The sequence below is a fragment of the Smaragdicoccus niigatensis DSM 44881 = NBRC 103563 genome, assembly GCF_000380645.1.
Lineage (GTDB): Bacteria > Actinomycetota > Actinomycetes > Mycobacteriales > Mycobacteriaceae > Smaragdicoccus > Smaragdicoccus niigatensis.
The window spans coordinates 250,338-276,770 of record NZ_AQXZ01000015.1 but is presented as its reverse complement, the minus strand read 5'-3'; the positions used below and the strand labels follow the sequence as shown (position 1 = coordinate 276,770).

Here is a 26,433-nt window from a genome sequence, read left to right as displayed (position 1 = left end):
GCGTGTGCTGACCTGTGACCTGACCGTCGAGACCTAACGTTGACCTGTGCACCAAGACCCTGTTACGCCTGATGTCTATCGGCGCCGCCGACTCGCCGCTCTAGGTGCTGGCGCTGCCGGTCTGATCGTTCTGCTGGTGTTGGCCTTTGTCGTGTTCCGGAACGGTGACGACTCCACTGCCTCGGGAAATACAAACGCGAGTTCGTCGTTGTCGTCGTCGACTTCCACGACATCGGCCAGCCCGACCACCGACTCGAACAAGGAATCGGCGGGCGCGTGCCCGGACACTTCCATTGCGGTGAAGTCGACGGTCGATCACCCGAACTACAAGAAGGGTGACGAACCGGTCTTCGGAATCGTCATCACCAACATCTCGACGCAGGCGTGCGACCGCGACTTCGGCTCGAACCAGCAGTCGGTGACCGTTTACACGCTCGACGGTTCGAAGCGCATCTGGTCGAACCTGGACTGCACCCCGGACCCGGACCCGCGTAGCAAGGTCCTGCAGCCGGGCAAGCAGGAGGTCGCCCAGGTGAAGTGGCAGGGCACCACCTCGGCGCCTAACTGCGACGGCGAGCGAGTCGACGTGCAGCCGGGTGCCTACTCGGTCGTCGCGCAGCTCGGGGCGGTCAAGAGCACCCCGGAGCCGTTTAACATCGGCTGAGACACGCCCTAGCGCAGCGCGTCGCGCAGCGTCTTAGCCTCGATCACTCGAATGCCGGAGGGAATTTCCTCCGGCATTCGTGCTACCAGGGCCTGTTTGTAGCCCAGACGCACGGCGGCGGTCAGGCGCTTTTCGATGTGGACGACCGGGCGCAGTTCGCCCGTGAGTCCCACTTCGCCGATCGCGACCAGGTCGGTCGGTACCGGGGTTCCGGTGACGGCGGATGAGATCGCCATCGCCACCGCGAGGTCGGCGGCCGGTTCGGTGATCTTGATTCCACCGACTGTTGCCGCGTAGATCTCCTTGGCGCCGACTTTGATGCCGCAACGTTGTTCGAGGACCGCGAGAACCATGGCCGCCCGGTTGTAGTCGAGGCCGCTCACGGTACGGCGGGGGACCGGCCCGTTGGGGTTTGCGGCGAGCGCCTGTATCTCGGCGAGCATCGCGCGATTGCCTTCGAGCGTCGCGGTGATCGCGGTACCGGAAACCAGTTCGTCGGCAATCACTCCGCCGCGATGAGCGATGAACAATCCGGACGGATCGCTGATACCGGTGATGCCCTTCTCGGACATCTCGAAGCAGCCGACTTCCTCGGTCGAGCCGAAGCGGTTCTTCACCGCGCGAACCATGCGCAGAGCCGTGTAGCGGTCACCCTCGAAGTTCAGGACGACATCCACGAGATGCTCGAGGGTGCGAGGACCGGCGATCGCGCCTTCTTTGGTGACGTGCCCGACAAGCAGGACGGTGCAACCCGTGCGTTTGGCGAATCCGGTGAGCGCGAGAGTGGTGGAGCGGACTTGGTTGACGCCGCCCGGCACGCCTTCGACGTCGGCCCCCGTGACCGTCTGGATCGAGTCGACAACGAGCAACGACGGCTTCAGTACCTCTGCCTGGGCAAGGACGTTCGTGAGGTCGTTGTCCGCCGCTAGGTACACGCGCTCGTGGACCGAGTTGGTGCGGTCGGCACGCCGGCGAACCTGGCCCGCGGTCTCTTCGCCGGTGACGTACAGCGCGACGTTGTGGGGCGCGGAGACCGCCCACTTGTGAACGACTTCGAGGAGGAGGGTCGACTTGCCGACGCCGGGTTCACCCGCGAGAAGGATGACAGCGCCTGGTACGAGACCACCCCCGAGGACTCGATCGAGTTCGGTGATGCCCGTCGGCCGCGAGTGGGCGATATGGGCGTCGACTTCAGTCAGAGGGGCGGCCGCAGCCCCGCTGAAGGCGGTCAGTGGAGCCGCGTACAGAACCTCTTCGATGGAACCCCATTCACCACAGTCCGGGCAGCGGCCGAGCCACTTTGGAACCTGGTGCTGGCAGGCCGCACATCGATACGGAATCTTCGCGGCCCGCTTGGCGTTCGTCACCCCGGCAGCATAGGCGCCGGGTCCGACAAGTTGCGGTTAGTGGCCTTCGCCCTCGGCGGCCGGCGCGGGCGCAGCCGGCGGGGTGTAGCGGTCGTGGCCCTCGGAGTCGATCGGGGCTGGGACCTTCATCGCCATTCCGTTCGAGAACAGGAAGGTGATGTCGTAGGTCGGGCCCTGAGCGAGCTTCTTCTTCAGGTCCTTGAGCTTGACGGTGATGAGCGTCTGGCCCTCGACGGTCGCGCTGCCGGCCACGTCCGACTTCAGCGTGCTGAGCGGCGAGATCGGCTTGACGTCACCGATGTCGACCGAACCGGCAACGTCGCTGTTGATCCCGGTGAGGGTCAGCGTCTCCGAAGGGCTGGAGTTGACGAGGACGAACGCCAGGAGGGCCTCGCCGCCAGTGTCGTTGTTGTACTCGCCGGCCGGAGCCAGGATACGAACGTTCCGCAGGTCGACGGTCTTATCCGTCGCCGAGGTGCCGTTGACCGCGGCCTGCTGGCTGGAGGTCTGCGTGATCTGGCCAGCACTGCAGCCGGTCAGAAGAAGGGCACCAGCGGCGAATGCGGCGGCGGCAACGGCGATTCGACGGTTGACGTCTTTCCGGGCGATCACAGGTTCCTCCATCGGAGTCCAACAAAGACTGCAAAAAGGTTGGTTCAACTACGCAGCGTAGTCTGCACTACCGAGCGTAGTCGTCAGTCAGAGAGTAGGCCGCGCCGGTACCCGAAGCGGTCAATTCGTCAAGGATTTGATGCGTTGCGAAACATTGAGATCCAGCAGCCATCTGCTGGTAGTTAACTGCACATCCGTGCGCAAAAGTCAACCCCCAAATGTTACCCGACTGCCTCTGACCTGCACCGTTGGTCGCGCTCTCCAAACCCGGCGTGTTATCCTTGTCTCATCGAAAGGGGCACGGGACACATGATTTTCAAGGTCGGAGACACCGTCGTATACCCCCACCATGGTGCGGCGCTGATCGAGGCGATCGAAACTCGCACCATCAAGGGTGAAGCCAAGGAATATCTGGTTCTGAAGGTTGCTCAAGGAGATCTGACAGTCCGCGTACCCGCAGCAAACGCCGAGTACGTCGGCGTTCGTGACGTGGTGGGGCAGGAAGGTCTTGACCGCGTTTTCCAGGTGCTTCGGGCACCGCACACCGAAGAGCCGACCAACTGGTCGCGCCGGTACAAGGCCAACCTCGAGAAGCTCGCTTCGGGCGACGTGAACAAGGTTGCCGAGGTCGTGCGTGACCTCTGGCGTCGTGAGCAGGACCGCGGCCTCTCCGCTGGTGAGAAGCGCATGCTCGCGAAGGCCCGTCAGATCCTCGTTGGTGAGCTCGCGCTCGCTGAGGGCACTGACGATGCCAAGGCCGAGACCCTCCTCGACGAGGTTCTCGCAGCGGCGTCCTAACCGGCGCCACAAATGAAGATTGTTGCGATAGTCCCTGCCGCCGGGCAGGGACTTCGTCTTGGGGAGAGCATTCCCAAAGCGTTCGTTCGCGTGGGATCACGCACGATGCTCGAACTCTCGGTCCGCGCTTTGCTGGACTCCGGGGTCGTCGACCAGGTGGTCGTCAGTGTGCCCGCGGAACTCGTTGATGAAGCCGCCGCGCTGGTGCCGGACGCGACCGTGGTCACCGGTGGCGCGGAGCGCGCAGACTCGGTCCGGGCCGGCGTCGAAAAGGCGCCCGACGCCTCGTATTACCTCGTTCATGACGCCGCTCGTGCGCTGACTCCGCCCAGCTTGATCCGCCGTGTGGTGGATGAGCTCCACGCGGGTCAGCAGGCGGTGGTGCCGGCACTCCCAGTGGCCGACACGGTCAAGACGGTCAATGCCCAGGGGGACGTCACGGACACCCTCGACCGGTCGCAGCTCCGGGCGATTCAGACTCCGCAGGGCTTCGAGGCCGACCTGTTGCGGAAGGCATACGAGCCGACGCAGCTTGGCGACAAGACAACCGACGACGCCGGGCTCGTCGAGAAGATCGGGGGCACGGTGCGCACCATTGACGGAGATCCGATGGCCTTCAAGGTGACCACTCAGATGGACCTTCGCATCGCTCGGGCATTGGTGAGCGAATGAGAGTCGGCATCGGCACGGACGTGCACCCCATCGAGGCCGGTCGCCCATGCTGGATCGCCGGAATTCACTTCCCGGAATCGGATGGATGCGCCGGTCACTCGGACGGTGACGTGGCGTCTCACGCGCTGTGCGACGCGTTGCTGTCGGCCGCGGGCCTCGGTGATGTCGGCGCGGTGTTCGGCGTGGACCGTCCGGAGTGGGTCGGCGTGACCGGTGTCGCGATGCTCACAGAAGTGCGCAGACTTCTCGCCGAACAGGGACTGTCTGTCGTCAATGCGGCCGTCCAGGTGATCGGCAACCGGCCCAAGATCGGGCCGCGCCGGGCCGAAGCGCAGCAAGTCCTGTCCGAGGTGCTGGGCGCTCCGGTATCGGTTTCCGGCACGACGACCGACGGCCTAGGACTGACCGGTCGCGGGGAGGGAATTGCGGCCGTGGCGACCGCTCTGCTCGCGGACTTGCACGGCTGAAACCCAGCGCCTCGCTGCCTTCGGGCCGTGGCCGGCCACTAGATCGCACTTGCGACTGCCCGACAGCCATTGAAGATTCAACTGTCATTCGGTCGACGTAAATCCAGCCCTTCGGAATGCACCGTCCACGACCAGGCACGACGATCAGCACGGCATGACGAGAGGTGTTGGCATCAGCCCAAGAGGCATCCGCCAGTAGCTCGACTCCGGATCGCGATCGTTGGGGAGCACTCGGGTGAAGGTTCGCATCTGGGTGGCGATTGCGGTGAGTGCCACCTGCCTCGGTTCCTGTTCGGCTGTCGACTTAGTCAAGGCGAAGGTTGCCGAAGTGAGCGGAGCTAGCTGCGTGGATGCAGATGGTCCGAACTCGTCGCTCGATCAAATTGTCGACGCGATGATGACCGCGAAGTTCGTGGATCCGCACACCGGGCAACAAACGACGATGGCCGAGCAAACGCGGTCATCGCTGGAAGCGGTCCAGAAGTACTTGCCCGCAGCCGAGAATATCGATACCTCCGACGCGGGTATTCGGGCGAAACTGAGTGAGCAGATCTACACCGACGTTCCCGCTGGCGGGGATGCCGCATTTGCGCATGCGGTGTGCAACCTGACCGATGCGTGGACTCGAGTCAATCCGTTTCTGAGCGATCACGATGCAGCTGCCAAGGCGCCACACTTGCTACGCGCCAGCGGGCGCATGCTGTGTGGACGGATAAAAGGTACGGCGGAGGAAGCGACTGCCTCGATCGACAAGCCACTCGCTACCGCGAAACAGAATCCGGATCACTATCTGGCCAAGATCATCTCGGATCAGGAAGCGAAACTGGCCGACCTGAAGAAGTCTGGCGCGGACTCGCCGCTCACGAGCGACCTGATCAGATCCCAAGAGGCAACACTGAACAAGCTGCGCCGGACGAATCCCGACGATGTGGTCAAGGGCCTGCAGATGTGGCACGACTTCGTCTGGGCTGCCGTCGAGAATCAATGCCCGTCGCTGAGTGCGGTCGGGTTCGGCGAAAAGTGCGGAACGGTGTCGTCCCAAAGCGGCGAGACCACCTTCCTGGTCAAGCTCAAACGCCAACCGGTGTCATGCGACGAGGCGATGAGCGTGATGCGGTCATTTCAGACCAGCGGCAGCAGTGGCGATCGCAATTGGTATTGCACCTACCCGTCGCGGGAAAATCCCGACTGGCCCGTCCGAATTTCCTGCCAGCGAAGCGATAACGGTGGCAGCGCGGTCGCGGTAAACCACAGTTGAGGCGCGGAGGCGTCGCCGATTTCGTGAGTACGGGCACGTGTCGCCGCTCCGGTACGATCTACCAGTGACTTTGCGCCTGTTCGACACCAACTCTCGATCGCTGCGGGATTTCGTTCCCGTGCAGCCGGGTCATGTGTCGATCTACCTGTGTGGCGCCACAGTGCAGGGTGAACCGCATATCGGGCATCTCCGGAGCGGCGTCGCGTTCGACGTCCTGCGTCGTTGGCTGCTCGCGCAGGGCAACGATGTTGCATTCATCCGCAATGTCACCGACATCGACGACAAGATCCTCAACAAGGCCGCCGACGCTGGTCGACCATGGTGGGAATGGGCCGCGACCTATGAGCGCGCCTTCACGCGCGCGTACGACGTGCTGGGCGTGATGCCCCCGTCGTACGAGCCGCGCGCCACCGGTTTCATCCCGCAGATGATCCAGTACATGCAGGAGATCATCGACAACGGGCACGGCTACGCGTCCGAAGGCAACGTCTACTACGCCGTCCGCAGCAACGCTGATTACGGAACCCTGTCCGGCCAGAAGCTCGACGACGTTCATCAGGGTGAGAGCGCCGGCGAGGGGAAGCGTGACCCGGCCGACTTCACGATGTGGAAGGCCGCGAAGCCGGGGGAGCCGTTCTGGGACACCCCGTGGGGTCCGGGCCGCCCGGGCTGGCACCTCGAGTGCTCTGCGATGGCCCGTACGTACCTCGGGCGAGTGTTCGATATCCACTGCGGTGGACTCGATCTCGTCTTCCCGCATCACGAGAACGAGATCGCGCAGGCGCACGGCGCCGGCGACGAATTCGCGCGGTACTGGCTGCACAACGGCTGGGTCACCATGGGCGGCGAGAAGATGTCGAAGTCGCTCGGCAACGTGCTGTCCGTGCCCAACGTCCTCAAGCGCGTGCGTGCGCAGGAACTGCGGTTCTACCTCGGCAGCGCGCACTACCGCTCGATGCTGGAGTACTCCGATGCCGCGCTCGAAATGGCGGCGAAGTCGTACCAGGGCCTCGAGAGCTTTGTGCTGAAAGTCGCCGATCGTGCCGGTGAGGTCAAGGTCGGTTCGTGGACCGAGGCCTTTGCCGACGCGCTCGAAGACGATCTCGCGGTGCCGAAGGCGCTTGCCGAGATCCACGGCCAGGTGCGTGAGGGGAACAAGGCGCTCGACGCCGGCCGCCTCAACGACGCCGTAGAGATCGCCGCGTCGGTCCGCGGAATGCTCGCCATCCTCGGCGTCGATCCCCTCGACCCACATTGGGCTGTCGATGGGGATGCGGCCGATCACGCGATGTCTGCACTCGACGTTCTGGTCTCGGCCGAGCTCGAGCGCCGCGCCGCCGCCAAGGCGGAAAAGAACTGGGCGGTAGCCGATGAGATTCGGAATCGCCTGACCCGTGCTGGAATCGAAGTAACCGACACACCGGCTGGTCCGGAATGGTCGCTAAGGAAGGACCACTGATGGCCGGCAATTCCTCTCGCAGGGGCGCGGTTCGCAAGACCGGAACCAAGAAGGGGTCGGTCGTCGGCTCCGGCGGACAGCGTCGACGCGGACTCGAAGGCCGCGGCGCGACTCCCAAGGCCGAAGAGCGGCCGCATCACCCCGCCGCGCGCAAGGCCAAGGTCGTCGCGAAGAAGGTTGACGCGCGGAAGAAGTTCATCGCGAAGAAGCTCGAAGATGGCCCGGAGATGGTGCTCGGCCGGAACCCGGTCCTCGAGTGCCTCCGCGCAAAGATCCCAGCGATGGCGCTCTACGTTCAGGTCGGTGCCGAGCCGGACGAGCGGGTGACCGAGGCTGTGCAGATCGCCGCCAACCGCGGCCTTGCCGTGCTCGAGGCGCAGAAGCCCGAACTCGACCGCATGAGCTCGAACGGAATGCATCAGGGCATCGCGCTGCAGGTGCCGCCGTACGAGTACGCGCACCCGGAAGACCTGCTCCGTGCTGCCCGCGAGTCGGGTGAGCCGGCTCTGATCGTCGCGCTCGACAACATCTCGGACCCGCGCAACCTGGGAGCCGTCATCCGCTCGGTCGCCGCGTTCGGCGGCCACGGAGTGGTCATTCCGCAGCGCCGTAGCGCCTCGGTGACGGCGGTCGCCTGGCGGACGTCGGCGGGTGCGGCCGCGCGCCTGAAGGTGGCGAAGGCGACGAACCTGACCCGGACCCTGAAGGACTTCGCGGAGGCTGGTTTGCAGATCGTCGGGCTCGATGCGGACAGCGACGTGACGCTGGACGAGTACGACGGTACGACCGGAGTTGTCGTCGTGGTCGGTTCGGAGGGCAAGGGTCTTTCCCGGCTCGTCCGAGAGACGTGCGACAGCATTCTCAGCATTCCGATGGCCGGGCCCGTCGAATCGCTCAACGCTTCGGTGGCGGCCGGTGTTGTGCTTGCGGAAGTCGCGCGTCAGCGCCGGCTTGGCTAGCGCCTTTGTTTCGCTCGACGTAGCTCTGTTTTTCGCGCGTTGATTCCGGCCGGGAATCAAATCGAAATGTCCGTATTAAACGGGGGCTTGTGCTCCGAATTAGCTGAAAGGCTGGTTCGGGGCCGCCTCCCATTCGTCGTGCGTCAAACTGTCAGGTGAACACAGGACAATTCCGTTATTGATCTGATTGATCGGTGAGCGCATATTGGTTACTCGGCTTCAGCGGTAAATTCGAGGCGAGGTACTTGATGGCGATACGGAGGCGTCTGTGGATCTCGACCTGGCTGCGGTGGAGAGCTTCCTGATTCTGGTCGAGGCAAAGCACTACCGTCGTGCGGCTGAGCGGTTGCACATGACGAGTTCCGCGCTGACCAAGCGAATCCAGCGGCTCGAGCAGCAACTGGGCGTGACGCTTGTCGAACGGTCCACTGCCGGCGTTCTCGGACTCACCGATGCCGGCGAACGTTTCGCCCAGTCGGCGGACGATCTCCTTGCGCACGCTCGAAATCTGCAGCGAATCACGCACGCGCAGGGTGGACGAAGTGCGCTCACCTTGGCCGTCCCGGCCGGCGCCGGGCGGGTCGCGCCGCAGATTCTGGCCGGCTTCGAAGCGATCTCGGCCTCATTGGGTGCGATGCATCCGGGGATCGATCTCAAGAATGTCGAGGTGCCGTTCGATCGGATTGCCACTGATCTGCTCGATCGTGCCGTGGACGTCGCGCTTTCGCCCGCGCCGTCCCAGCATCCCCGGATCGAGTCGGTACGCCTCGCTCCGATTCATCGATTGGGTCTGGTCGCCGCCAGCCATCCGCTGGCCGGAGCGGGTTCTGTTCCGGTAGAGGAGTTCTCGAGACTTCCGATGCTGGTCAATTCGGCGTTGGCGGCCGAGTGGATGAGTCCGTGGTGTCTCGGTGACGTGCGGGATCGGGCCCATGCGAGGCTTGTCGAGATTCCGGCGACGGACGTCGCGGCCATCGCCAGATTTCTCGGTTCCGGCACTGCGGTAACCGTCATTCCGAGGGTCCTTGCCGGCCAGTTGCCGCCGTACCTACGCGCGATCGAGCTCGAGAACGTGCCGTTGGCGTGGTTCTATGCCGACTTACGACGCGGCGAATACCGTCTTCCGCTGTCCTCGGTGATCGGGATGATGCAGTCCTTCTTCGCCGCCGCGGAAGGCAGTGCTGCGGCGAGCGCGTGAGGGTACGGGCGCGAGTTCGTTGCTGGGCACACCCTGCGGCTCCGCGACGTCACCGATCCGCTTTCCACCCGACGCAATGGCCGCGAAAATCACCGCCGCCGGTATCGAAAATACGAACCAGACGGTGACCACAATCGCGATGAGAACCATTCTTCGGTCCTAACTCTGCACGTGTGTCCGCAGAAGTTTCTCTGCGTTCAATCTGCATTGTTGGTTGAAGGCTCATCAATTTGTTGTGGTGGTTCCCATGCGGAAGCAGTCGACACCAATTGTCAGAGTAATTACACAGTTCGAAGGACAAAATGAGCGCGGGTTTGACCCGGGAATGTCAGCCGAGCTTGAGTTGTCCATCGGCAAGGTTCGCCGAAACGGTGTGGCCGTCCGAAGTCTGGGCAATGAGCCAGACCCCCGACAGGTTCGAATTCGGAACGGTCTGGTCCTCGGCCTTCGCCTCTGAACCGTCGCGGTAGCTGAACAATGCGCCGTCGCCATCGACGAAGGTGACTCCAGCGGGAAGTTCGAAATTGGACTGCGGTGCCTTGTCCTTGTACAGCGTCACTCGAGGGCAGGCGGAGGTCGCGGAATCCGATACCCGCACCAACTCCCACACGACCGGGGTCGAGCCCTCGACGGTCACTGTGCGGGGGTTTCCGCACGTCGCCGGGGCGGGCGCGGCAGACGTGGTCGTCGACGCGGCGCTGGCGGAACTGGACTCGTCCGAGCTCGAGTGATTCCAGGCATCCACTCCGACGAGAACAACCACCGCAGCGGCTACAAGTCCACCCAGCACGGCCTTGCCGGCGACAGACGGCGACTCGGTCATCAGATCCACCTCTCGTTGAGCAACGTGAGGATTGTCGCGTGCGATCGGCCTTCGTGCAGCCCAAACACCGCGGCTTTTCTGTTAAGGCCTGATCAAGACTGCGAGCCCGGCGCGAGACTGCGGATCGCCCGAGACAGATGGTCGAGCTTTCCGATCGAGATCACCGGGATGTCGCCGACCTGGCGGCGACCGGCCCGCGCGCCGGTGCGCACGCGCAACACGAAGGTCGTCACGCCGGACGGAAGGCGGGAGCGGGCGACCTTGAGCTGTGACGGGGTCACCTTCGAGCCGGTGATGATGGTGATGATCGACGCTCGGAAACTGGCTTTCGCCACGTCGCGGGCGAGGTCCACAACAGTGGTTGGTCGGTTGGTGCGCTCAACGGACGCAAACTCGTCCAGCAGCGGGTTGCGCGAGAGTGCGGACAGTCGGCGGTCGTTGGTCACAACCGTCAGTTCGCGCCCGTATGTCAGCGCATGAACACCGAGCGAGGCCGCGACCGACACAGCGAGCTCGAACTCCGCACTCGAGGCGTATTCGTCGGCGGTCGATAGCCCAACTGCGAGATGCCAACGCCGAGTCTCCTCGTGTTCGCGGACGGTGAGGCGTCCGGTGCGAGCGGTCGACCGCCAGTGGACCGATCGGGGGTCGTCGCCGGGAATGTAATCGCGCAGGCCATGGAACGCCACTGTCGAGTCCGAGATCCGGCCGGTGGGGTCGCCGTCCATGTCGCGCAGAAAGCCGGCGGTCACGGGGTCGAGGAGTGTTGTGTGCGGGTGAACGATGACCTGTGTCGGCTCGGTGAGGAGGGTCTCGCTGCTGAAAATGCCGATTGGGTCTCTTCGCAGAATGCGAGCTGGCCCGATCGTGAGGACACCGCGACGATCGGTCGACACCGGTATCTGACGCGTTGCTCGGCGCCTGCGTCCGCGTACGGAGTGCACGGCGATGGTGCGACCAGAACCGTCGGTGACCGGGAGTTCCACGCGGCTCGACAGCAGTGGGATGCGGCTGCGGGCGCGCACCGAGACCACGGTCGGTTCACCAAGGGAGACGCGCGTTCGGGCGACGGAGGTCGACACCTGCGGAGCGGGGATTCCGATGAGAAAGAGCAAGCAGATTGCCAGTGCGGCAAGAACGGTAACTCCGGCCGTCGCCAATTCCGCCCACGACAACGCCAGGCCGATGATGAGGCAAACGGCCCCGATGAGACCGAGTGTCGTCGCGAGAGGTGCGTTGAAGGCCTTTGACCGGTTCATGGCGATTAGGCGCGTTCCTTCGGCGCCGGCACTTGACTGAGGACGCGTCCGAGCACCGACTCGGCGGTGACGCCTTCGAATTCGACCTCCGGGTGCAAGATCAGGCGGTGGGCCCACACTGGCCCGACCAGCGCCTTCACGTCGTCCGGGATCAGATAGTGACGACCTTGGGCGGCGGCCAGTACCCGTGCCGCACGGACCAGAGCCACGCCTCCACGCACGCTGACGCCGACGCGAGTTTCGGCCGCTGTCCGGGTCGCCTCGGCGAGTCGGGCGATGTATTCAAGCACTGCCGGTTCGAGGTGAACGGTCGCGGCCATCTCGGCCATTTTCGCGGCTTCGGCGCCCGAGATGATGGGCTTTATGGCTGCCGACCGGTCGCGAATCGCCGCGCCGGACAGGATGTCGACGGTCGCGGCGATGTCCGGGAATCCGATCGACGTCTTGATCAGGAATCGGTCGAGCTGGGCTTCCGGAAGGGGATACGTGCCGGCCTGTTCGATCGGGTTCTGCGTTGCGATGACCATGAACGGCCGCCCGACGTGGTGGGCCTTGCCATCGACGGTCACCTGGGATTCCTCCATCACCTCGAGCAACGCTGATTGCGTCTTGGGTGAGGCCCGGTTGATCTCGTCAGCGAGAACGATCGATGCGAAGACGGGCCCGCGGTGGTAGCTGAAGTCGCCGGTCTTCTGGTTGTAGATCTCGGTACCGGTGACGTCGCTGGGCAGCAGGTCGGGGGTGAACTGAATTCGGTTGTGTGTGCTGTCGACGGTCGCGGCGAGTGCTCGCGCCAGCAAGGTCTTTCCGGTACCCGGGGTGTCCTCGAGAAGGACATGTCCCTCGGCAAACAGAGCCGTCAGCACAAGGCGTACCGCCACCGGTTTGCCCAAGACAGCCTGGCTGATGTTCACCGCCAACTTGTCGAACGTCGAGGCAAATCGCAACGCCTGATCCGGAGTCATGCTCACAGTGAGTTCCCTTCTTTCAGAATCATCGCGTCGTCGGCGGCCACGACCTCGGTACCGGTCAGGAGGTCATGCCAGCCGCGACGATCGCTGCGCAGCAGAACGGACCACAGGCCCGCGAGTGCCAGCGCTAAGAGGAGGCAATGAACGATTGCCCGGGCAACCACCGTCGGCACCGTCAGGCGAGGGTGTGCATGCCGCCTCGACGAGACCGTGACGGTGCGTACGTTGAACAACCGCTTGCCGACCGACTGGCCCGTCGCCGCAGTCGACAACAGATTGAGGCTCGATCCAGCGATGCCGACCGCGAGCCAGAGGGCGATGGGCCAGCCGTCGACATACCGTGCGGCGAGCGTGATCGGCGCCGCGACCAAGCCGGCGAAGAGTGCGTAGTCGAGGACAGAAGCGAGGACCCGCGACGTCCAGGGCAATGTCGGGACTCGCCACACCGCGCGCGCCCGGCGTGCCGGAGTCAGCGATCGGACGCTGGTTGCCTGGCGCAACCATTGTGCGGCCGGCGCGGTCCGGCGCAAGTCGTCACGCCAGCCGTCGACCGCGGTCCAGAATTCGTCGGCAACGGCTTCGTCGGGAACGGTGGGCGCGAAGGCGCCGGCATCCGCGAAACGGGCCAGTGGTTCTAGTTCCGTCGTCACGGCTCGGGCGCGGGCGGCCGTCTCCAACCGTGTTCCACCGTGGCGCGCCATACCGAGATCGATTGCCGTGTCGGCGACGTCGTGCCAGCCCGCGTAGATGCGCTGCAGTGGATCCGGGAGCGAACGCCGGCGGCGTCGGCGCAATGACTTTGTCGCGACGACGATCAGGGCCGCGGCTATCGGGACTGCGAGGAAGACGGCGGCCTCCCGCACGACCCGCAGCACGTACCACAGCGGAAGCCACGGCGAAGGTGGCGGCACATATGGTGGGACCTGCTCTGGCGGAGGTGGCGGAAGCGAGTCCTGGGGTTTGTCCTCGTTCTGTGCGGCTGACGACGAGGTGTCCTGTGCAGAACCCGACGGGGCCTCGCCCATCGGCGGTGCCTGCGGCGAGGGATCGAACGACACCCAGCCGAGGTTTTCGAAGGCGACCTCGACCCAGGCGTCGGCGTCACCGCCGAGGACGGTCTTTCCGTCTGGTTCGACCCGGAATCCCGTCACCACGCGCGCCGGAATGCCGAGAGACTTGGCCATAAGGGCCATGGTGACGGCGTACTGCTCGTCGGTGCCGATCAGCTGCGGCGCGGTCAGGAAGTTGACGATGGCTCCCTGGTCGAGGCCGGCTGGCGCCGTCTTCTCGTCTGCGTACGTACCGCGCTGAAGGAACGACACGAGCGCGCGCACCTTGTCGATCGGGCTGGCTGCGGGTGCAGCAATTGCGGACGCCCACTCCGCGACCTTGGTCGGGATGACGTCTTGCGGCAATACGACCTTCGCGAAGGCGGCGGTGGCGAGATCGGCGTCGGTAAAGTTCCGAGTGACCGTGCCGCCGAGGTCGAGACTGTCTCCCCGCTTGAGGCCGACCGTCGTCATGGCGGTACCGGTCGACTGGTTGAAGTAGAGACCGTCGAGGATGTCCTGCCGGCGTAGCCCGGAGCAGTTGATCGAGTTGATCCGGGTAGGTCCCGGGATCCAGACGTCCTGATAGCCGTCGATGACGACATGAATGTCGACGTAGCTGCCGGCCGGAAGGTTGGCCGTCGCGGCCTCGGATCCGGCCCGCGTCGCGGAGGTGTATGGGCCGAAGACACCCGTGATCGTGTTGTCGGGGTCCAGGCCGCCGGCCACGCGATACCCGAACCCGTCGTATCGGTCCATCGTCGCCACGCGAATTCGCTGGTCGGCCGGTAGGTCGGAAACCGTCATGAGGGTCGTGCCGCTGAGGTTGGTGCGGTAGTTGCGAAGCTTCTCGAGCGGACTCGGGTAGTCGTACGGCTGAAGATCTCCGGTGATGTAGTTGCGAACCAACTGCCGATCACTGCCGGCCATCAACGGAGAAAACGCGAAACCTGCGCCTGCCGCCACAAGCAGTACAGCGGCTGCCGCGACGAGTCGAGTAGTGCGCCACAGCACACCGTGTGCGCCTCGCGTACGGTTCACCGCGAGCATCATGACGACGGCAACTCCGAAGGTGGATCCGAGGATCGCCGGATGCCAGGCTTTCGTGGTCCCGAGGGAAATCGCGACGATCAAGGGCACGGCGCCAAAGAAGACGGCTGCGACGAAGTGGCTCCGCCGGATCGCCGACCCGGCCGCAAAGGCGGCGGCGAACGCGGTGACATACGGGATCGCCAGCATCCCGAACTGTGTGGTGACCTGCGGGAGGTTGATCGTGACGACACGTTCCCACGCAGTGAATCCCAGGACCACGAACTCGTGCATGTTTGACGGTGTGGGCAGAATGTCGCCACGGTTCATCGCCAGCGGCCCAAGAAGCAGCAGGGTAATGAAGAACAGCAAGGCGCGAACGTCCCACCGCACTGGCACGGTTGCGATCGCTAGACCGGCGACGGCACCGATACTGCCGGCGACGACATACCCGTACGGAGCGAACGTCGTGCCGAAAGCCGCCACGCCCGCCGCGAGCAGAACCACAACGGCGGCCAGACGCGTCAGCTGAAGCTTCAGCTCTGACGCCATGAAGTTCCTCAGTTCGTATGCGGGTCCGACTCGGTGGCCGAGTTTACCGGCAGGTCCTGAGGAGTAACTGCAGGTCACACCTGGGCCGGACGGTCCTGTCGCCTGCCAACCACCCGACACGCCAGGTAGATGACAAATGAGATTGCCGTCACAAAGCTCGAAACTGGTACGCCTGGGGCCAGTGAGAGAAGAATCCCGCCAACCGCCGCCGTCTCCGCGAATAGAACAGCGAGCAGCGTCGTCCACAACGGATGCGACGTGACGCGGGCCGCCGCAGCCGCTGGAGTGATGAGAAGTGACAGCACGAGCAGTGCGCCGACGATCTGCACACCGAGCGCGGCGGCAACACCGACGAGCACCGCGAAGATGATCGACAGCGCACGTACGGGGACCCCGCGGGCGAGGGCGACCTCCGGATCAGTGCTGGCGAACAGCAGCGGCCGATAGATCACCGCGAGCACCGCGACAACGCCGATCGCGCACGCCGTGAGCAACTGCAATCCGCTCGTTCCGACGCCGACGATCTGGCCGATGAGCAGCGAGAAACTCGTCCCGGTCCGGCCGGGATACAGCCACATGAACAGCACGGCCAGGCCCAGGCCGAACGACAGCACGACGCCGATCACCGAGTCGCGCTCTTTGGCCTTCGCGCCGAGTACTCCGAACAGGATCGCCGCGACGATCGACCCGGCGATCGCACCCAATCCGACGCTGGCCCCCGCGAGCAGCGCCGCCGAAGCTCCCGTGAGCGACAACTCGCTTGTGCTGTGCACCGCGAACGACATCTGCCGGCTGATGATGAGCGGTCCGAGAGCGCCCGCGAGCAGTCCGAGGATCGCCGCGGCGAGGAGTGCTTGCTGGACGAACGCGTAGTTGAGGAGATGGACGGTCGTACCGAAATCGACCATCTTCACCAGCACGTCGGTGAGGCGGTCGTTCATGCCGGCTCCTCGTGGTGGTGATGATGGTGACCGGTCTCGTAGGTTTCCTCGTCCGCGCCGATGACGATGTAGCGGCCGCGCACCTTCAAGACGTCGACATGCGTTTGGTACAGGTCCGACAGCGTCTTCGAGTTGATGACTTCGTCCGGCGTGCCCAGCCGGAACCGGCCGTTCGCGAGATAGAGAACTCGATCGGTGTACGGAAGAACCGGATTGATCTCGTGGGTCACGAAGACAACCGCGGTGTTCGCGACCTTCCGGCGTCGATTGATGAGCCCGGCTACGAGCTGCTGGCTGGGCAGGTCGAGGCTCAGCAGCGGTTCGTCGCACAGGAGAACCTTCGGATCGCCGGCGAGCGCCGCAGCGACCCGAAGGCGCTGTTGCTCACCGCCGGAGAGCCGACCGAGCGGGCGGTCGGCGAACGCGGTCGCACCGACATCGTCAACGAGACGATCGACGATCGCTCGACGGCTCTGCCGATGTAAGAACCCGAGACCCCAACGGTGTCCGTCGACGCCGAGCCCGACGAGATCACGCCCGCGCAGCGGCAAGGCCTCATCAAGGGACTTCTGCTGTGGGATGTATCCGACATCGGAGTGGCCGGTGGTCGCCGGCCGGCCGGCGATCGTCGCCGTGCCGGCGGACAGTGGGAGCAGTCCCAGGAGAACCTTGAGCAGCGTCGTCTTGCCGGTGCCATTGCCACCGAGAACCGTGATGAACTCACCCGGCTCGACGTGGAGATCGAGCTCGCTCCACAGTGTTCGCGTGCCGAACCTGACTTCGGCGCCGGTCAGTTCGACCACGCCGGTCGCCGAAACATGGTCTGCGGCGCGCCGTGAACTCATGACAGGGCCGCCGCGAGGCGCGCGACGGTGTCGCGTTGCCAATCGAGGTACGACTTACCCTTCGGCAGCGTTTCGGTGATCTCGACGACGTGCACGCCCGCGGCGGTCGCGATCTTGCGCAACGCCTCGGTGCTGTTGTCCTGGGCCTGGATGTTGTAGATGAGGACCTTCGCGCGCTTGTGGTCGAGCAGATCGCGGAACGCTGCGGTCGACGCCGGTGACGGATCGTTGCCGTCCTCGATCGCCTTCTGGAACTCCAGGGGAGTGACGTCGTCGAGGTTTGCCGCCTGCACGAGGTAGTGGGGGACTGGCTCGGTCTCGGTGATCGGAGTGTGCGCGTGCGCGACTGTGATCTTCTTGACGTCATCCTGAATCGACTGGAGGTCGGTCTCGAACTGCTTGGCGCGTTCCTGGTAGCCGGAGGCGTGCGCTGGGTCCTTGTCGGACAGGGCGGTGGCGATACCGCGAACCACCGACACGACAGTCCCGTAGTCGAACCAGACGTGTTCGTTGTTGTCGGACTTGTCGGTGCGTAGGTCGAAGGCGTTCACGCGAGCGATGCCGTGTGACGACTCGAGCACTTGATCGACGTACGGGTCGTAGCCACCACCGTTGTAAACGATGAGATCGGCGTCGGAGAGGTCCGCGGCCTGGGACGCCCCGAGTTCGAACGAGTGCGGATCGGCGCTGGGGTCGCTGATGAGCGAGGTGACTTTCGCATCCGGGCCCGCGACGGCGGCCGCGATCGAACCCCAGACGTTGGTGGTGGCGACCACGTCGGGCATGCCGTTGCCTGCGGTGTCAGTCGAGCAGCCCGTCATCGTCAGTGCGCTGATCGACGCGAGCGCAACGACGCAGCCGATTCGAATTCGTGCACGCACAGACACCCCCAGAAACCCATAATGAAAACGATTACCGTTTCACTGTAGCGGAGGTGTCAGACGGCAGCGAATCGGCCGCGGTCACGAATGTGAGTGCCGAATCTCGGTTGGTGCACTCGATTCCGAGCTGTCGAGGTTCGACTTGGCGACGCACGGCGTCGTCACGATGATGCTCAGCGAGTCCTCGCCGGCTTCGTTGTCGTCGATCGCGATGGTGAAGCCGTCCGCGGAACGGAACGTCGCCTCCGCCCCCGCAGTGTTCGGTTGCTTCGTGAACCCCTGCGCGACCAGTGCTTCGCTCAGCCGGTCGATGGATGCTTCGACGTCGGTCGCGCCGATGCCACCGACCCAGTAACCGAGCTTGATTCGTTGCGGCCGGTCCGGCGGAGCGTGCGAGCCCGACCAGCACTTTTCCCTAGAGGGCTCAAACGGCGGGTTCTCGGCGAGTTCGACCGCGAAGTACGCGGTCGACGGCAACGAGTCGACGGCCGCAGTGAGATACCGCGCTGCCTTCTGTACGACCTGGCGTTCGGTGAGTGTCGATTTCGAATTCGACGTCGGGATCGTCGACGTCGCAGCAGGGGTCGCGACCGTACCTGGGCTGCAACCCGAGATCGTCAGGGCTGCTGCGATTGTCAGCATTCCCCAAGTTCGCATCAGTTCACTTTTCCATGCCCGGCGATGATGCTGCCCATGTTCTGCAGCGCGGCGTTGTGCTCGGTCCAGTACTCGCTGTGCGCGGCCGGGTTGTAGGTGTCGAATCCGGCGATTCGGGTCGCCGTACCGGGGTCTGACGAGAAGGTCGTGCCGCCGAAGTCGGCGCCCGTCGGGTCGGCACCGAAGTCGTCTGTGGTCAACCCCTGGTAGGTGAAGAAGCCGGTGAACGCATCGCCGATGCCGGGAAGCAGTGAGGCGCCGTGTTCGATGATCCGCACCGTGGCTCCGTTGTGCGCCATCGGATACAGCGGAACCGGATCGTGCGCGGCTTTCGTGGCGAAGACATGGTCGGCCATGTCGGCGGGTGCAATTCCGGTCAGTCGCAGGTCCGCGGCATGGTCGACCATCGTTCCGGGAGAAGCGACGAAGACGACCTGATCCGCGTCGAGCACATGACCACCGCTGGCGGCCGCGCCGACGACTGTGGTGCCGTAAGAGTGGCCGATCACGGTGTTCACCGACGGCTCCCCAATGTGCGATCCCCGCAGGCCTTCCTGGAAACGATCGAGCAGTGGGGCAGCCTTCTCGGCGTACTCGCGTTGGGGTGCGTCGCCGTAGATTTCCTGCGGTGCGTCGTAGCCAAACCAGGCGATGACCGAGGTCTTTGCGCCACCCGCCGCCACCGCCGCGTCGTGCATCGAGTCGACGCGCACCATGTCTTCGCCCATCTTCGACGGACGTGAGCCGGTACCGGGAACATAGGTGGCGACGTTGTCCGCGGTGTCGGGGTTGCCCTGTGCGATCGCGACGTGTGGCCGGTCTCCGGTCGCGGTGTCGAGAACGAGGAGCAGCCGGTCGGGATGCGTCTCGCCGGTGCGGTCCGCGCGGTTCGGGTCGAGTTGTTCCTTCGTCGCGCGGAGATCGTCATAGTCCTTCGCGCGCCCTCGAGCGTCCGACAGGTGGGACAGGAACTGGTAGTAGTCGCCACGATCGGCCATTTTGATGCCGGGAATGTTCTCGCCGCGCGCCCAGTCCGGATGTGCCTTTTCGAGAATCTCGACCTCGCTGTGGGCCATCGCGCTCCGGGTCAGTTCGTCGTCAAGCTTGCGGCGGTTGTAGTGATCGCGATCCTCCGCCGGCATGCCGCCGTGATTCCCGAGGTACTGGTCGTGCTCCCACAGGGCGTCCTTCTCTTCCCGGGACAGCTGTGACCACCAGTCGTGGAACGCGGCTGGATCATTGGGAGGTGTCGAGCGACCGTCGAGAATCGATTGCACGTCGGCGTGGAACGGTGGGATGTCGATGTCCCCGTCGGCGTAGTCGATCGTGCGCGCGAGCCGGTCGTCGACGTCATCTGCTTCGGCGAGCAACGCCCGAATTCGATCTTGGAGTTCGGCACCCAGTGACTCCTTCGTTTCCCGTGTCGGCTGCACGGAGTTCGTCGCCGCGTCGACCGCGTAACCCCAGGCGTCGGCGTCCGAATGCAGCAGCGAGAGTTTGCGGCGCAGCAGGGCGACGTCGTCAGCGGCCTTTTCCGCAGCCGCCGCAACGACTTTCATCACTGTGCCGTGGGCGTCGAGATCGTGGCGGAGGCGGTCGTTCGAATTACTTGCCGCCGCGGCCGCATCACCGCCCCACCCGGCGAAGGGCAGACTGCCCAGCGTCCGGCTGGCATCCTCCACCGCGGTTCCGCCTCGTCCGGCGGCCCGGAAGACCTCCCGAATCGCCTCGGGGTTCCATTTCTCGACGTCAGCGAGTGTCACGATCACGCCTGAACTGACGGCTGCCGCGATCGTTTGGTTCCTTCCCGGTCACAAAAGTGCCCTATCAGTGCACGTCTTGCGAGTATTCGGGCATCCTTGTGGCGCTGGATGTATTTGTCGGCCAGAAGGAAGGTGAGAGGAATGTCTTACGGGCAGGATCCATACGATCCGACGCGGCAGTTCTCGTCGCCGCAGCAGTACCCGCCCAACCAGCCGCAACGAGGTGTGGGCACGGGTGTCTACGTCGACTGGACGCGATACGCCATCGGCACGATCATGAGTGCTCTCGTCGTCTTCGGTGTCGGCGGGATCATGACGGTCATCGTCAACTCGATCTTCCGGGCGCTCCCGCCGGAATGGTTCCGTCTCAGCGGTGACTGGATGCTGAACGGGATCATGGGCGCGGTCATGACGTTCGTTGCGAGTGGACTGCTCGCGCTCCTGATCGTCGGAATGCCGAAGGGCACGGCCAACGGTTTCTTCATCGGCCTCGGCGCGCTCGCCATGGTCTCGGTGACCGTGCTGCCGATCCTCGTTCAGGGCAACTGGTCGGCGCTCGGTGACAGCCTGATCTGGGGTGCCATGGGCATCTCGATCCTGCTGCTGCTCACCTACATCGCGACGCCGCCGACAGTTCGATACGAATACCGCTGATCAGGAGTGTTTTCGCGGGACCTGCGACCGGGTGAGATATTCGCGGGTTACACCATCGAAGGCCCGATCGGGCGGGGTGGCATGGCCGCGGTCTACCTCGCGACCCACCCGAATCTCCCTCGCAAAGTGGCACTGAAGATCCTGAGCGACAAGCTGGACAGCACAGTCGATGCACGGGTTCGATTTCGACTCGAGGCAGACCACGCCGCCCGGCTCGAACACCCCAATATCGTGGTGGTCTTCGACCGTGGCGAGACCGATGGTTACATGTGGATCGCGATGCAGTACGTGCCCGGCGCAGACGCGTTGATCACTTCGCGCCGAGCACACTTCGACCCCAAACTGGCCGTTCAAGTCATTTCCGCAACGGCCCAGGCGTTGGATTTCGCCCACGGTCAAGGAGTTCTCCATCGGGATGTGAAGCCGTCGAACATCCTCATTCGCGAGACCTCCACCCCGGGGGACGATGTCCATGTCCTGCTGGCCGACTTCGGGATTGCGAAGAGCATGGCCGACGCATCGCCGCTGACCGGTACCGGTTTCGTTTTCGGCAGCATGCCGTACTGCGCTCCGGAGCAGATCCGAGGCGATTCGCTCGGCCCCAGTGCCGATCAGTACTCACTGGCTTGCACGTTCTTTCAGCTGCTCATCGGGCGTCCGCCCTTCATGGGTGATCAGGTCAGCGTGATGAATTCTCAGCTACACACGCCACCTCCACGACTCGGGGACCTCGACCCCCGGCTGCGTATGTTCGATCCGGCGATGTCGGTCGCGTTGGCGAAGGACCCGGCCGCCCGCTTCTCCACGTGCCGTCAATTCAGTGACGCGATCGTGCGCGCCTTCCAGTCGCTTGGCTCGGTCCCGGCTGAATCGGATGTGACGGCCAGACATATCACCTCAATCCGGGGGTCGTCGTCAGCGCCGGAAACCATTTCGGTCGCGGTGCCGGAGCCTTCTCCCGACCGGCTGCCAACGCCACGACCGGCGCGGCGCGGAGTCTGGCGACGGATCGGTGTCACCGTTGCCGCGCTCGTGATGTGCATCGCGGCTCTCTCAATATGGATCGCCACGCGCGATACCCCCGCACCAACGGTGTCGACGGTTCCGATAACGGGCCTCAATTTCCCGGTGGGGATCGATTCCACGCGCAGCGGCACGCTCTACATCGCCGACACGTCAAACAACCGCATCGTCGTTTTCGACACGACAACCCGCCGTCAGCAGGTTCTCGGGCTCACCGCGTTGCGCGAACCAGCTGCCGTTGCCGTCGGGACCGACGGTACGGTTTTCGTCGCCGATACCAAGAACGACCGCGTGGTGTCCTGGGATGGTCACACCCAACAGACCGTCGATCTCGGGCCGCTCCGGCGTCCATCCGGAGTCGCGACGAGCGCAAGTGGCGAGCTGTTCGTCACCGATACCGGCAACCGGCGGGTGCTCGCGTGGCGACCCGGAGAACCCGTCCGGACGTTGCCATTCACCGGACTTCAGGGCCCGGTCGGGATCGCCGTCGCGAACGGCGAGGTCGCGGTATCCGAGCCGGGCGATGGACGAATCGTGCGCCTCGGCGTGAACGGACAATCCGTCAAGACTGGTCTGTCCGAACCAATCGGAATCGCATTCCACGATAGCGACTTGTATGTCGCTGAACACGGCACCAACGCGCTGATTCGCCTGACCGGCCTAGTGGGTAGCACGGTCGTCGACAAGGTCGCACAAGGCGCCGCCGGAGTCACCGTGTCTGACGATGGGACCGTGTACCTCGTCGACTCTCAGCGCAACCGCGTCGTGGCGGTGACGTTGCCGGCATCCTGACCGCAGCGTCACGGCTACAGGAGGATCGGATTACCAAAGCCGTTTGACGGCGGCGGTGGTGTCGTCGGCGCCGGCTCGTCTACGGGCGGTCCCTGGCACTCGTACTCGTCATATAGCGGATCGCATTCGGCCACCGGCGGCTGGGTTTCGATGACGATCGGGGGCCGCGGCAGAGGCTGAGTTGTGGGCGGAGGCGCCTGGGTCGTCGGCGCGGGAGCCGGTGTCGTCGGCACTACCTTCTCCGGCTCCGGAGCGGGCGCTGGAATCGGCGCCGCTTCCAGCGGCGGCGGTGGCGCTTCGGTGGTTGTCGTCGGCGCTGCTTTCGCGACGAACCCCGCGAGCTTCTCGATGAGTTTGCCAGTCCGGAGGTCGACGACAGTGAACACGGTGACCTGTTGCGGTGCTGGCGCGACGGCAAACACCGTCTGCGGTGCGAATCGCGGCCACCGGGGCCCGTCGAACTGGACGGACGTCGAGTTCGTGTTCGTTGGGGTCGTCGGCGGCGTCAAGGGACTTCCACTGGCGCATCGCACCCGCGGCGATCCGCTCTTGTCGACGAGTACCGCGGTACCGGCTTGCAAGACCGCGGGGTACTCCGTGGCTGCACCGTTCTCGAAGCCATGGTTCGTGACGAGGGTGTCGACGCGCAGTACCACCGCAGTCAACGACCGCACGTAGGCGTCCACATCGCCAGCGTCCAACACCGACGACCATGCGCGCGCCTTTGCCGGATCGCTGTGCAGGAACGCGATCAATCTTTCGGTGTCGCACACGGCAATCTCGCCGGAACCGCCGTACAAACCGGCTCGATCGCCGGTAACCGACGAGACCACCATGTTGCCGCCGTCCGAGGCCGCTGACGTCGGCAATGAGCGATCCGCCTCCGGCGTCGCCGGGATCGCGGGAATATCGCCGGACACCAACGAGTCAACCCACGGAAACACGCCGTTGGACCCGGATTCTTCCAGCTTGATGGACATCGACTGTGCCGCGGGCGCTTCCGAACACGCTGCCCCGAAAAATCCACAAACGACAACCAGAACAGCGATCGCGAGGTGAACCCGCATTCCTCGCGAACCCCGAACCAATGACGTGCTCCTATCGTGACCGACCGATGATCGCAGATCGATCAACCGCCGGGTATCAGCCGTAAAGGGGACTCGCCAGGCAGTGGCTCCCTCGCTAGTTCGACAACAACTGCGAGCACCGAATCAGGCCGAGGTGGCTGTACGCCTGTGGGTGATTGCCCAGTGAGCGTTCAGCGACCGGGTCGTACTCCTCGCTGAGCAGTCCCGTCGGGCCCGCGGCGGCGACCAGCTGACCGAACAGCGCTTCGGCGTCGTCACGCTTGCCGATCAGCAGGTATGCCTCGACGAGCCACGCCGCACACAGGTGGAACCCGCCCTCACCGCCGGGGAGCCCGTCGTCGTGGTGGTAGCGGTAGACCGTGGATCCGCTGCGCAGCTCGGCCTCGGTCGCGACGACGGTCGCGGCGAACCGCGGGTCGTCTGCGGCGATGAGTCCGGACAGTCCGATGAACAGCGATGCCGCGTCGAGGTCCGTGCCGTCGTACGCCGCGGTGAACGATTGAACATCCTCGTTCCAGCCGTTGGTCAACACGTCGTCGGCGATCTTGGCGCGCAGATCCTCCCAGTCCTCGCCGGCCTTACGGCCGAACTGCTTGGTGAGGGTGAGCGCGCGGTCGACGGTCAGCCAACACATGACCTTCGAGTAGACGTGGTGGCGCGGATTGTCGCGGATCTCCCAGATGCCGTGGTCCGGTTCATGCCAGCGTCGGCGAACGGCCTTGACCATCGCGCGAACCAGTTCCCAGTCCCGGTCGGGAAGTGCGTCGTCATGTGCGACCCCAAGGGCTTCGCGTTCGTGCGCGAGGTTGCTGATGAGGTCGACCACCGGTCCGAAAACGTCGAGCTGGACCTGGTTGTTCGCCGCGTTGCCGACTCGCACGGGCCGCGAACCCGCGTAACCCGGCAGCGAGTCGATGACGGCTTCGGGTGGCAGCGCACCGCCGTGGATCGTGTACAGCGGGTGCAGACGTTCCGGACTCCGGAGCTTGGCCAGGACGCGGTGGACCCACTCGAGGTAGCGCTCGGCCTCGCCCAGCGAACCCAGCGACACCAGCGCCGACGCGGTCAACGCGGCATCGCGCAGCCAGCAGTAGCGGTAGTCCCAGTTGCGGACACCGCCCAGGTCTTCCGGCAGCGACGTCGTCGCCGCGGCGAGGATCGAACCCGAGGGCTCGTGCACAAGCCCGCGCAAGGTCAGCGCCGAGCGGCGAATGAGTCCCGGCTTGCGCTTCGGGATGGAGAGCGATGTTGCCCAGTCGCGCCAATACGCTTCCGCTTCGGCTCGCCGAACCGATTCATCGACCTGCGAAGGACCCAGGTCCCAGCTGCCGCAACGCAATTCGAGCACGACCGGACCGTGCGACGGGTCGACGACCGCGTGCGCACTTTGGTGCATGCCGTCCGTCGTGATGTGCCACTCGACGCCCGGGGAGCGTAGAACCAGCGGGTCGTTCGGGCCGTAGATGCGAAGACCGAATGCCTCTTGCTCGATCGACACCTGAACCTGACCGAATTCCGGACGCGGGGCGAACCGCACCACAGCTTTCGCATCGCCCGTGATGACGCGAGTGAGGTCTGTCCGGTCGCGCCCGACGTCGTGCGGCAGGTAATCCGTGACCTGCAAACTCGCCCACCGGGTCTCGACGGTCATCGTCCAGTCGATGTAGCGCTGCGACAGCGGTAGCGCGGGGCGCTCCGGTCCGATGCTGAATTCGCCGGCGTTCTCGCCGCCGAGGAGGTGCGCGAAGATCGCGGCCGAATCCGGTTCGGGGTGGCACAGCCACGTGAGGTTCGCGTCCGGGGTCACGAGGGCAACCGAGCGCGGGCTCGCCAGCATCGTCAGTCGTTCGATCTGCGGAGCGTTCGCACCCGAGAGCCAGGTGCGTCGTTCCTCGTACAGGAACGCCAGCGCGGCAGCGACGTCTTCGGTGCTGTTGACGCGGAAATGCGCCTGACTGTCACCCTGACCGACCTTGACTCCGATATCGGGTCCGTGGAGGCGGTTGAAGGCCTTCTCGTCGGTGACGTCGTCGCCGAAGAAGATGGTCGCCGTCGCGCCGGCCTGGTGCCGGATGATGTCGAGGGCCTCGCCCTTGTCGGTCTTGATGACCGCGAGTTCGATGACTTCCTTGCCTTCGGTGACCTGCACGCCGACCCACTTGGCGCAGCCGGTGCGTACCTTGTGCAGGGCGGACTTGGCGTCTTCGCGGGAGGCATTGCGGACGTGTAGTGCGATGCTCGCCGGCTTCATCTCGACGCCGACGCCCTCGCGGGTCGAAGCGATCGTCTCGAGTTCGTGCTTGAGTTCGGTGAGAAGTTGTTTGGCGTCGTTGTCGATCGCATGCACGAAGCCGACGTCGAACTCGGAGCCGTGGCTGCCCACGAGCTGTACCTCGACCGGGAGCCGGGACAGCATCGCGAGATCGCGCAGCGCGCGGCCGGAAATGACCGCGGCAGCCGTCGACGACAGTCCCGCGAGCGCTCGCAAGGCACGCACCGACTCCGGATGCGGGAACGCCTTGGACGGGTCCGTGACGATCGGTGACATCGTTCCGTCGTAGTCGGAGGCGACGAGCAACCGGGGGGTACGCGCAATGGCGGTCAGTGCTCTACGGAGTTCAACAGCAAGATCTTCGGCACCCACGTTTCTAA

The 26,433-nt window shown here is 64.7% G+C and carries 23 protein-coding genes; 10 read left to right on the top strand and 13 right to left on the bottom strand.

The window, feature by feature from the left end; all coding sequences use genetic code 11:
* Positions 1-46 precede the first annotated feature (46 nt).
* Positions 47-664, top strand: a complete 618-nt coding sequence (locus F600_RS0109955; RefSeq protein WP_018160465.1) for a hypothetical protein — start codon at positions 47-49, stop codon at positions 662-664.
* Between the two features lie 8 nt (positions 665-672).
* Here F600_RS0109955 and radA read toward each other — a convergent pair whose 3' ends face one another.
* The gene (gene radA / locus F600_RS0109950) at positions 673-2,031 is read right to left on the bottom strand and encodes a DNA repair protein RadA (protein WP_018160464.1); all 1,359 of its coding nucleotides are present in this window, start codon (positions 2,029-2,031) and stop codon (positions 673-675) included.
* A gap of 36 nt (positions 2,032-2,067) precedes the next feature.
* Positions 2,068-2,643, bottom strand: a complete 576-nt coding sequence (locus tag F600_RS30295; RefSeq protein WP_156024512.1) for a copper chaperone PCu(A)C domain-containing protein — start codon at positions 2,641-2,643, stop codon at positions 2,068-2,070.
* 309 nt (positions 2,644-2,952) lie between these two features.
* On the opposite strand from F600_RS30295, the gene carD reads away from it, so the two are divergent.
* From carD to F600_RS0109910, 7 genes are all read left to right on the top strand, one after another.
* Positions 2,953-3,441: an RNA polymerase-binding transcription factor CarD gene (carD, locus tag F600_RS0109940; protein ID WP_018160462.1), complete on the top strand. Its 489-nt coding sequence runs from the start codon at positions 2,953-2,955 to the stop codon at positions 3,439-3,441.
* Positions 3,442-3,453: 12 nt separating this feature from the next.
* Positions 3,454-4,113 carry a 2-C-methyl-D-erythritol 4-phosphate cytidylyltransferase gene (ispD, locus tag F600_RS0109935; protein WP_051090778.1) on the top strand — a complete coding sequence of 220 codons (660 nt, stop codon included), beginning with the start codon at positions 3,454-3,456 and terminating at the stop codon, positions 4,111-4,113.
* Positions 4,110-4,580, top strand: a complete 471-nt coding sequence (gene ispF / locus F600_RS0109930; RefSeq protein ID WP_018160460.1) for a 2-C-methyl-D-erythritol 2,4-cyclodiphosphate synthase — start codon at positions 4,110-4,112, stop codon at positions 4,578-4,580. Before ispD ends, ispF begins: the two co-directional genes overlap by 4 nt.
* A gap of 235 nt (positions 4,581-4,815) precedes the next feature.
* Positions 4,816-5,838, top strand: coding sequence for a hypothetical protein (locus F600_RS0109925; protein WP_018160459.1), 1,023 nt, complete (start codon positions 4,816-4,818; stop codon positions 5,836-5,838).
* Between the two features lie 64 nt (positions 5,839-5,902).
* Positions 5,903-7,297 (top strand): cysteine--tRNA ligase, encoded by a 1,395-nt coding sequence (cysS, locus tag F600_RS0109920; RefSeq protein WP_018160458.1) that lies wholly within the window; start codon positions 5,903-5,905, stop codon positions 7,295-7,297.
* A complete protein-coding gene (rlmB, locus tag F600_RS0109915; protein ID WP_026306365.1) occupies positions 7,297-8,256 on the top strand; it encodes a 23S rRNA (guanosine(2251)-2'-O)-methyltransferase RlmB in 960 nt (319 codons plus the stop codon). Before cysS ends, rlmB begins: the two co-directional genes overlap by 1 nt.
* Before the next feature lie 268 nt (positions 8,257-8,524).
* On the top strand, positions 8,525-9,454 hold the full coding sequence (locus F600_RS0109910; RefSeq protein ID WP_018160456.1) for a LysR family transcriptional regulator: 930 nt from the start codon (positions 8,525-8,527) through the stop codon (positions 9,452-9,454).
* Between the two features lie 328 nt (positions 9,455-9,782).
* Here F600_RS0109910 and F600_RS0109900 read toward each other — a convergent pair whose 3' ends face one another.
* The 9 genes from F600_RS0109900 to F600_RS0109860 form a co-directional block, all read right to left on the bottom strand.
* The gene (locus F600_RS0109900; protein WP_156024510.1) at positions 9,783-10,277 is read right to left on the bottom strand and encodes a hypothetical protein; all 495 of its coding nucleotides are present in this window, start codon (positions 10,275-10,277) and stop codon (positions 9,783-9,785) included.
* 92 nt (positions 10,278-10,369) lie between these two features.
* A complete protein-coding gene (locus F600_RS27695; protein ID WP_018160454.1) occupies positions 10,370-11,536 on the bottom strand; it encodes a DUF58 domain-containing protein in 1,167 nt (388 codons plus the stop codon).
* 5 nt (positions 11,537-11,541) lie between these two features.
* A complete protein-coding gene (locus tag F600_RS0109890; RefSeq protein WP_245541517.1) occupies positions 11,542-12,501 on the bottom strand; it encodes an AAA family ATPase in 960 nt (319 codons plus the stop codon).
* A gap of 2 nt (positions 12,502-12,503) precedes the next feature.
* Positions 12,504-15,137 carry a transglutaminase domain-containing protein gene (locus F600_RS0109885; protein ID WP_026306363.1) on the bottom strand — a complete coding sequence of 878 codons (2,634 nt, stop codon included), beginning with the start codon at positions 15,135-15,137 and terminating at the stop codon, positions 12,504-12,506.
* Positions 15,138-15,211: 74 nt separating this feature from the next.
* On the bottom strand, positions 15,212-16,078 hold the full coding sequence (locus tag F600_RS0109880) for a metal ABC transporter permease (RefSeq protein WP_018160452.1): 867 nt from the start codon (positions 16,076-16,078) through the stop codon (positions 15,212-15,214).
* A complete protein-coding gene (locus F600_RS27690) occupies positions 16,075-16,923 on the bottom strand; it encodes a metal ABC transporter ATP-binding protein (protein ID WP_018160451.1) in 849 nt (282 codons plus the stop codon). Before F600_RS27690 ends, F600_RS0109880 begins: the two co-directional genes overlap by 4 nt.
* Positions 16,920-17,804, bottom strand: a complete 885-nt coding sequence (locus F600_RS0109870) for a metal ABC transporter solute-binding protein, Zn/Mn family (protein ID WP_018160450.1) — start codon at positions 17,802-17,804, stop codon at positions 16,920-16,922. The genes F600_RS27690 and F600_RS0109870 overlap by 4 nt, the downstream gene beginning before the upstream one ends.
* 81 nt (positions 17,805-17,885) lie before the next feature.
* Positions 17,886-18,461 carry a hypothetical protein gene (locus F600_RS0109865; protein WP_018160449.1) on the bottom strand — a complete coding sequence of 192 codons (576 nt, stop codon included), beginning with the start codon at positions 18,459-18,461 and terminating at the stop codon, positions 17,886-17,888.
* Positions 18,461-20,224 carry an alpha/beta hydrolase gene (locus F600_RS0109860; protein ID WP_156024509.1) on the bottom strand — a complete coding sequence of 588 codons (1,764 nt, stop codon included), beginning with the start codon at positions 20,222-20,224 and terminating at the stop codon, positions 18,461-18,463. Before F600_RS0109860 ends, F600_RS0109865 begins: the two co-directional genes overlap by 1 nt.
* Before the next feature lie 141 nt (positions 20,225-20,365).
* Here F600_RS0109860 and F600_RS0109855 point away from each other — a divergent pair, with 141 nt between their 5' ends.
* Both F600_RS0109855 and F600_RS27685 read left to right on the top strand, forming a co-directional pair.
* Complete coding sequence (locus tag F600_RS0109855; protein ID WP_018160447.1) at positions 20,366-20,878, top strand: hypothetical protein; 513 nt, start codon at positions 20,366-20,368, stop codon at positions 20,876-20,878.
* 6 nt (positions 20,879-20,884) lie between these two features.
* A complete protein-coding gene (locus F600_RS27685) occupies positions 20,885-22,693 on the top strand; it encodes a protein kinase domain-containing protein (protein WP_018160446.1) in 1,809 nt (602 codons plus the stop codon).
* Between the two features lie 14 nt (positions 22,694-22,707).
* Here the strand turns inward: F600_RS27685 and F600_RS27680 are convergent, their stop codons facing one another.
* Together F600_RS27680 and otsB are read right to left on the bottom strand one after the other, a co-directional pair.
* Complete coding sequence (locus F600_RS27680) at positions 22,708-23,673, bottom strand: DUF6777 domain-containing protein (protein WP_156024508.1); 966 nt, start codon at positions 23,671-23,673, stop codon at positions 22,708-22,710.
* A gap of 202 nt (positions 23,674-23,875) precedes the next feature.
* A complete protein-coding gene (gene otsB, locus F600_RS0109840; protein WP_026306361.1) occupies positions 23,876-26,425 on the bottom strand; it encodes a trehalose-phosphatase in 2,550 nt (849 codons plus the stop codon).
* Positions 26,426-26,433: the final 8 nt, after the last annotated feature.

Excerpts from the sequence above, each read along its gene's own strand:
- carD (WP_018160462.1), top strand. The coding sequence starts at position 2,953 with ATGATTTTCAAGGTCGGAGACACCGTCGTATACCCCCACCATGGTGCG.
- ispD (WP_051090778.1), top strand. The coding sequence starts at position 3,454 with ATGAAGATTGTTGCGATAGTCCCTGCCGCCGGGCAGGGACTTCGTCTT.
- ispF (WP_018160460.1), top strand. The coding sequence starts at position 4,110 with ATGAGAGTCGGCATCGGCACGGACGTGCACCCCATCGAGGCCGGTCGC.
- rlmB (WP_026306365.1), top strand. The coding sequence starts at position 7,297 with ATGGCCGGCAATTCCTCTCGCAGGGGCGCGGTTCGCAAGACCGGAACC.
- F600_RS0109900 (WP_156024510.1), bottom strand. The coding sequence starts at position 10,277 with ATGACCGAGTCGCCGTCTGTCGCCGGCAAGGCCGTGCTGGGTGGACTT.
- F600_RS27695 (WP_018160454.1), bottom strand. The coding sequence starts at position 11,536 with ATGAACCGGTCAAAGGCCTTCAACGCACCTCTCGCGACGACACTCGGT.
- F600_RS0109890 (WP_245541517.1), bottom strand. The coding sequence starts at position 12,501 with ATGACTCCGGATCAGGCGTTGCGATTTGCCTCGACGTTCGACAAGTTG.
- F600_RS0109885 (WP_026306363.1), bottom strand. The coding sequence starts at position 15,137 with ATGGCGTCAGAGCTGAAGCTTCAGCTGACGCGTCTGGCCGCCGTTGTG.
- F600_RS0109880 (WP_018160452.1), bottom strand. The coding sequence starts at position 16,078 with ATGAACGACCGCCTCACCGACGTGCTGGTGAAGATGGTCGATTTCGGT.
- F600_RS27690 (WP_018160451.1), bottom strand. The coding sequence starts at position 16,923 with ATGAGTTCACGGCGCGCCGCAGACCATGTTTCGGCGACCGGCGTGGTC.
- F600_RS0109865 (WP_018160449.1), bottom strand. The coding sequence starts at position 18,461 with ATGCGAACTTGGGGAATGCTGACAATCGCAGCAGCCCTGACGATCTCG.
- F600_RS0109855 (WP_018160447.1), top strand. The coding sequence starts at position 20,366 with ATGTCTTACGGGCAGGATCCATACGATCCGACGCGGCAGTTCTCGTCG.
- F600_RS27680 (WP_156024508.1), bottom strand. The coding sequence starts at position 23,673 with ATGTCCATCAAGCTGGAAGAATCCGGGTCCAACGGCGTGTTTCCGTGG.